The sequence below is a fragment of the Nocardia farcinica genome, from assembly GCF_029867845.1.
GTDB classification, from domain to species: Bacteria; Actinomycetota; Actinomycetes; order Mycobacteriales; family Mycobacteriaceae; genus Nocardia; species Nocardia farcinica_A.
Genome location: NZ_JARWRU010001294.1, coordinates 1 through 6,536, shown reverse-complemented (window position 1 = coordinate 6,536; position 6,536 = coordinate 1). Strand labels below are relative to the sequence as shown.

The window sequence follows — 6,536 nt, the reverse complement described above, 5'->3', positions numbered from 1 at the left end:
CGGGCCCCGCCCCCCCCCCCCCCCGCGGGGGCGGGCGGGCTGCCCCCCCCGGGGGCGCCCCCCCCCCCCCCCCCCCCCCCCCCCCCCCCCCCCCCCGGCCCCCCCCCCCGCGCGCCGGCTTCTCCCCCCCCCCCCCCCCCCGCCCGCCCCCCCGGCCGGGGGCCGTCGGCGACCACAACGGCCTTGACCTGTGCGTCGGCGAGCCGCGCAGCGATGGCGGGGGCGGCGAATCCGGAGAACAGCGGCACCAGGATCGCGCCGAGTCCGGCGGCGGCGTAGCAGGCCACCACCGCCTCGGGAATCATCGGCAGATAGATGGCGACGGCATCGCCTTCGCCGATCCCCGACTCGGCAAGGCCCGCCGCGACCCGGCCCACCTGATCGGCCAGCTCGCCGTAGGTGAGGGTCCGAACGGTACCGTCCTCGGCCTCGTGCACGATGGCCGGGCGGTGCGCGCCCTCGCCGAGCCAGCGGGTGAGGCAGGCGTCGACGGCGTTGAAGGTGCCACCGACGAACCACTCGGGGAATGGGATCCCGCCGGACAGGTCGAGTACCTGTTCGTAGGGTGTCGCGAATGGGATGCCGAGGTCCTCGACGGCGGCGTTCCAATACCAGGGGACATCGGCGGTCGAGCGTCGTCGCAGTTCTGCGATCGAGTCGATGCCGTGCTTGCGCGCCAACCGCATCACGTTCGCATCCGCGATCCGCTCCGGGGTCGGATTCCAGACGTAGGTGCTCATCACGCCGCCTTTCTCAGCTCCGGGGCATTCCGAGCACACGCTCGGCCGCGATGTTGCGTTGGATGAAGGTCGAACCGCCGGCGATGGCGGTGCCGCGCGCCTGATAGGCGAGCCGCAGCCAGCGTTGCTGAACGGCGTCGGCGCTATCGCTTTCGGGCGCGAGCCCGAACTGGCCGCCGAACTCACCGAGCGAGAGCCCGAAGTCTGCGATGTCCTCGACCAACGGGCAGAAGTACAGCTTGCCGATGGAGGTCACCGGGCCAGGCGGCTCACCCGCTGCAGCGCCGGTCACCACCCGCTGACCGATCAGGTAGTGGGTGAGCGCACGGCCGTAGAGGTCGGCGATCCGCTGCCGGATCTCCGCCTTCGCGGCCAACGGCAGGCCCTCGTCGTCGGTACTGCTTTGGACCTGCGCGACCAAGTCGCGCACCGCGCGGATGGTGTTCACCCGACCGGTCGCGATTCCGACGCGTTCGAAGGCGAGCGTGCCCATGGCGACATTCCAGCCGCCGTCCACCTCACCGACCACCGCCGAATCCGGGACGAAGACGTCATCGAGGAAGACCTCGTTGAATTCGGCTTCGCCGAGCATGTGGGCGAGCGGGCGCACCGTGACCCCCGGAGCCGACATGGGCAGCAAGAAGTAGGTGATTCCTCGGTGCCGCTCGCCGCCGCCGGTCCGGGCGAGCAGAATGGCGTTGTCGGCGATTTGGGCGCGCGAGGTCCAGATCTTCTGGCCCTGGATCGACCAGCCGCCCTCGACCTTGGTCGCTTTGGTGCGCAGCGAGGCCAGATCCGAACCGGACTCCGGTTCGGAGAACAGCTGGCACCAGATCTCGGTGCCCTCCAGGATCGGCCGCAAGTAGCGCTGCTTCTGCTCGTCGCTGCCGAACGCCACTATGGTCGGGCCCGCGAAATCCTCGCCGATGATGTTCAGCCGTTCCGGGGCGCCCGCCCGATCCATCTCCTCGGTGAAGATGGCCTTGATCTTGGCGTCGGCGCCCGCGCCGCCGTACTCGGCCGGCCAGGACAGCCCGGCGAAGCCGGCCTCGAACAGCTTGCGCTGCCACGCCGCCCAATGGACACGCTTGTCCTCCAGCCGGGCGGGCTCGGGCCGGGGCAGCGTCGGCAGCGTCTCGGCCAGCCAATCGCGCACACGAGCCCGGAATCGGGCTTCTTCCGGGGAATCGCTCAGATCCATCTGCACCTCCACATCGTTAAGGACCAACGTTACAATAGGTCAGACCAAATGACTAGGAGGTATCGATGTCGCATACCGTCGCCGGAGAGGCGCCCGCAGGAGCCGTCCTCGACGTGGTGTCGTTCGCGGTGGAAGCAGGCAAGGTGCATGAGTTCGCACGCGCCACCCGGGCTGCCGATCCGATCCATACCGATCCCGAAGCCGCCTCGGCGGCCGGATTCGCGGGCGTTCCCGCCACCCCGACCCACGTGGTCACGGCCGGCCACTATCGCGATCAGAAGCAGTTCGTCCGCGACCTCGGGCTGGCCATCGAGCGCGTGGTGGTGGGCTCGGTGGAGTGGGACTACCACCGGCCGCTACTCGTCGGCGATCGACTCACCGGAACACGCCGGGTCGTCGCCGACACCACCAAGGAGGGCAAACGCGGCGGCACCATGCGACTGGTGACGCTGGAGACGATCTGGACCGACGATGCGGGAGACACCGCCGTCACCCAGCGCGAAGTGCTGATCGAGAGGGGCCTGCGATGACCCGACCGCCATTGCCGCTGTCCGCGGGGCAGGATCTGGGAAACAGGACGATCGGCCCGATCACCCAGACCGATATCGTCCGATTTGCCGGTGCCGGAGGCGATTTCAATCCCCTGCACCATGATCACGAGTACGCGGTGCGCGCCGGATTACCCGGCGTGATCTCGATGGGACAGATGCAGGCGGGCATGCTCGCCGCCTGGCTGAGCGACGTGGTGCATGTCGAACACCTGCTGTCCTACTCCGTGCGCTTCGCCTCGCCGCTCGCGCTCGGCGAGACGCTGGAACTGGGCGGGCGAGTCGACGCGGTGCACGACGACATCGCCGAGACCAGCCTCACGGCGAGTGTCGAGGGCAGGATCGTGGTGAGTGCGACGGCGCGCGTGCGGATCATCCCGGCGGCGTAGCGGCCTGCGGTGCCTGTCCGTCGGCAGACACCGCACCCTGACCTACATCGTCACAAACGATTCGACCGCCTCGGGGCGGCCTGTGCGCACTGCGGCTACCTCTGCACTACGACAGTGGCCAGCGCGCACGGTTTGTTCGACGAATTGACCACACACACCTGCACCACCGCCAGCGAGCGGCCCTGGTGCAGCACGCGGCTGCGGAACGTTGTCATGCCCGCGGCGTCGGCGGGCCGGATATAGGAGATGTCGATGCTGGTGGCGCGCTGCTCACCGGTGGCGCCGAGCACTGTCATCGCGGCGAACTCCGCGCCCGCGATCAGGATGCCGCCGTGCACATTGCCCATCGCATTGGCCGCGAACACCGTGGACGGAAGTTCCAGAACGCCGGGGGCCGGTGTCCGGATACCCAGCGCAGACCGCAGCGGCACGTCGTCGGCGGGGACCAGGTCCGGAATCCTTGTCCCCGTGGGCGTCTCGGCCACCGGCACGAGATGGGAGCGTTGCACCACCAGCGCGAGCACCCGTCCGCGATCATCGGTCACAGTGCCGCGGGTCGTCCCGCCGCGCTCGTCCCGGCCGACGAGTTCGCCGGTCGCGGTCATCGGCGGGCCGTCCAGCAGTGGGTCGGCGAGAAAATCGATCCGAATGCCCAGACTCACCGGCCATTTGCCCGCGGGCGCGGACAAGGCGACCAGATAGCCGGTGACGTCGTCGAGCGGGACCCCGAGCGCACCTCGGCTACAGCCGGCCGCGTCGTCGCGCAGCCACGGCCCCGAATCCACGATCAACTGCGCGCGCTGGGGCGCGAAAGTGACAGGGTTGACCCGGACCAGGGCCTCGGCACCTCCGAGTGGGAGCGGCGGGGTCGAGATCATCATTCCCGGTCAGTGCGCGCCGGCGGCCGCGGGCTGATCGAGTTCCTCGGCGATCCGCTTGCGCAGCAGATGCTTTTGAATCTTGCCGGTGGCGGTCATCGGCAGCTCGGTGACCGCGATGACACGCTCGGGCGTCTTCTGGATCGCCACCCCGCGATCGACCAGGTACTGACGCAGTGTCTCGACGGTCGGGACCGGATGCCGCTCCTTGGCCACCACATAGCAGCACACCTTTTCGCCGAGCCGCTCGTCGGGCATGCCGACCACAGCCAGCGCGAGCAGGTCCGGATGGTCGGCCAGCTTGTCCTCGACCTCGCGGACGCTGATATTCATCCCGCCGCGGATCACGATGTCCTTGGTACGCCCGGTGACCCGGACGTAGCCGTCGGCGTCCATCACGCCGAGGTCGCCCGAACGAGAGAAGCCCTCGGGGGTGAACAACTCTGCAGTGTCCTCGGGCCGATTCAGGTACTCGATCATGTGCGAGGGGCCACGGTAGGCGATGTCTCCCTCGGATCCGCGCGGCACCTCCAGCCCGTCGGCGCCGACCACCTTCACCTGGGCGCCCGGCAAGGCGGCGCCGTCGGAGGTGATCGCCCGCTTCGGATCATCGGCGACGGTGCAGGTGGTGGTGGACAGATTCTCGCTACGCCCGTACAGCGAGAGCACGCTGGTGCCGGGCAATGCAGCCTTCGCGTGCTCCACCACCGCAGCCGGGATGGGCGAACCGGCGCAGGTCCACATGCGCAGCGAGGACAAGTTCGCGTCCGCGCGCCCTTCGGCGGCGGCGAGCAGGGTTTGCAGGAAGGTTGTCGCGGTCACCGCCGCGGTGCAGCCGTACTTCTCGATCTCCGCCAGCGCCTGCACCGGATTCCACTCCGCCATGATGTGGGTAGCAGCACCGGCCAGCAGCGGGAGGAGCACACTGGTCACCAGACCGGTCGTGTGAGTGATCGGCGACGGGCCGAACTGCACGTCGTCCTCGGTATACCCGAAGGCCGCCCTCAGCGCGCGGGCACCGGAGGCATAGGTGTTGAAAGTGTGCAGGCACCCCTTGGGACGCGAGGTGGTCCCCGAGGTGTACACGATCGCGAACGGATCATCGGGGTGCGACCGGTAACCCAGTTCCGCGTCGACCTGATCCACCGTCACTTCGCCGACGATCAGGTCGTCGAGCACCTCGATCCCGCGCTGCGCGAACGACTCTCGCGCCTCGCGCGGCGCACGAACCGCCACGATCGACTCGAGGGTCGACGCATCGCGACGGATCTCCTCGAACATGCCGACATGGTCGAAACCTTTGAACTCGGCAGGCGCGATGGCCATCCGGATGGCGGCGTCGGAGACGACGTGCGCCACCTCGTCTTTGCGATAGATCGGCATGATCGGGACCATCACGACACCGATCCGCGACAGTGCCGCCGCCGTCAGCACGAAGGCCGCCCAATTCGGCAACTGGACTGCCACGCGGTCACCGGGACGCAGACCGCGCCGGTGCAGACCCAGCGCCAGTCGCTGCGACGATTCGTAGAGTTCGGCGAAGGTCAGCGCGTAGGTGCCGTCGGTAACGAAGATCTTGCCGGGATTCGCCGCGGCCCGCTCTTTCAGGAGTTCGGTGAAGTTCTCGTCGGTCCACTGTCCGCTCGCGTAGAACTCGTCGATCTGCTCTGCGGTGTACCGGCCGAGGTTCCGCTCGCTGGTCATGCTGCCGTCCTTCGTCAGTATGGCGCCCATATCAGTCTGAAGATTAGAATGGTTGGACCAATAATGCAACGGTCCACGCCCTCAGTAGGCGCGGCGACACCCCCGGGAAACCGCGGATTGCTCACAATTCACCCGAACGGGGGATTTGCCGGATCAAGAGGGTCAAAGTTTTGGTACGACCAAAATTACCATTGCGATCGTAGGATATTTTGTCATGCTGAAAGTGACGCCGTTCACACAACGAGGAGCAAGATGACGTCGATCGAGTACCGCGAGTTCTACATCGACGGTGGCTGGCACAAGCCCGCCACCGACGCCACCATCACCGTGCACTCCCCCAGCACCGAGCGGCAGATCGGCACGGTTCCCGCGGCAGCTCCGCAGGACATCGATCGGGCGGTCGCCGCAGCTCGGCGGGCCTTCGACGACCCACAGGGATGGGCGAGCTGGCATCCGGAGAAGCGTGCGGCAGTACTCGAGCGCTTCGCGACCGAACTGGAGGCACGCGCGGCCGAGACCGCCCGCAGGGTGTCGCTGCAGAACGGGATGCCGATCTGGCTGGCCGACCAGTTCGAAGGCGGATTCCCCGCGGTCCTGCTGCGCTACTTCTCCCAGCTGATGCTCGACGCCCCCGAAGTCGACGAACGTGCCGGGATGCTGGGCGGCACCGCCCGCGTCACCCGCCACCCGGTCGGTGTGGTGGGCGCGGTGGTGCCGTGGAACGTTCCGCAGGCCATCTCGTTCCTGAAACTGGCGCCCGCACTGGCGTCGGGTTGCACCGTCGTGTTGAAGCCGGCGGAGGAAACAGTGCTCGATGCCTTCCTGATGGCCGAAGCCGCAGCGGCCGCTGGCCTGCCCGCAGGTGTGCTCAACGTGGTGCCCGGCGGGCGCCAGATCGGCGCCTACCTGGTGGAACATCCAGGCATCGACAAAGTGTCGTTCACCGGGTCGACGGCCGCCGGCCGCAAGATCGCCGAGGCGTGCGGCCGGGGTCTGCGCCCGGGCGCGCTCGGACTGGGGGGGAAGTCCGCCGCGCTCCGTCTCGCCGACGGCGGTCTCGACGCGGGACTCGAGGG

The 6,536-nt window shown here is 68.4% G+C and carries 7 protein-coding genes; 3 read left to right on the top strand and 4 right to left on the bottom strand.

The features are described 5' to 3' along the window. On the bottom strand, nucleotides 1–740 hold a 740-nt coding region (locus tag QH283_RS29040; RefSeq protein ID WP_280506116.1), incomplete at its 3' end, for an AMP-binding protein. A gap of 13 nt (nucleotides 741–753) precedes the next feature. Continuing rightward, the gene (locus QH283_RS29035; protein WP_280506115.1) at nucleotides 754–1,941 is read right to left on the bottom strand and encodes an acyl-CoA dehydrogenase family protein; all 1,188 of its coding nucleotides are present in this window, start codon (nucleotides 1,939–1,941) and stop codon (nucleotides 754–756) included. A gap of 65 nt (nucleotides 1,942–2,006) precedes the next feature. Between QH283_RS29035 and QH283_RS29030 the strand changes: the two genes are divergently transcribed. Further along, nucleotides 2,007–2,471, top strand: coding sequence for an FAS1-like dehydratase domain-containing protein (locus QH283_RS29030; RefSeq protein ID WP_280506114.1), 465 nt, complete (start codon nucleotides 2,007–2,009; stop codon nucleotides 2,469–2,471). Further along, nucleotides 2,468–2,878 (top strand): MaoC/PaaZ C-terminal domain-containing protein, encoded by a 411-nt coding sequence (locus QH283_RS29025; RefSeq protein ID WP_280506113.1) that lies wholly within the window; start codon nucleotides 2,468–2,470, stop codon nucleotides 2,876–2,878. Before QH283_RS29030 ends, QH283_RS29025 begins: the two co-directional genes overlap by 4 nt. 95 nt (nucleotides 2,879–2,973) lie before the next feature. Here QH283_RS29025 and QH283_RS29020 read toward each other — a convergent pair whose 3' ends face one another. Together QH283_RS29020 and QH283_RS29015 are read right to left on the bottom strand one after the other, a co-directional pair. Beyond that, nucleotides 2,974–3,663 (bottom strand): hotdog fold thioesterase, encoded by a 690-nt coding sequence (locus QH283_RS29020; RefSeq protein ID WP_348538323.1) that lies wholly within the window; start codon nucleotides 3,661–3,663, stop codon nucleotides 2,974–2,976. Between the two features lie 102 nt (nucleotides 3,664–3,765). Then, nucleotides 3,766–5,460: an AMP-binding protein gene (locus QH283_RS29015; protein ID WP_086845925.1), complete on the bottom strand. Its 1,695-nt coding sequence runs from the start codon at nucleotides 5,458–5,460 to the stop codon at nucleotides 3,766–3,768. A 252-nt stretch (nucleotides 5,461–5,712) separates the two neighbouring features. Between QH283_RS29015 and QH283_RS29010 the strand changes: the two genes are divergently transcribed. Next, the coding region (locus QH283_RS29010; protein WP_280506112.1) for an aldehyde dehydrogenase family protein at nucleotides 5,713–6,536 on the top strand (824 nt) is incomplete at its 3' end.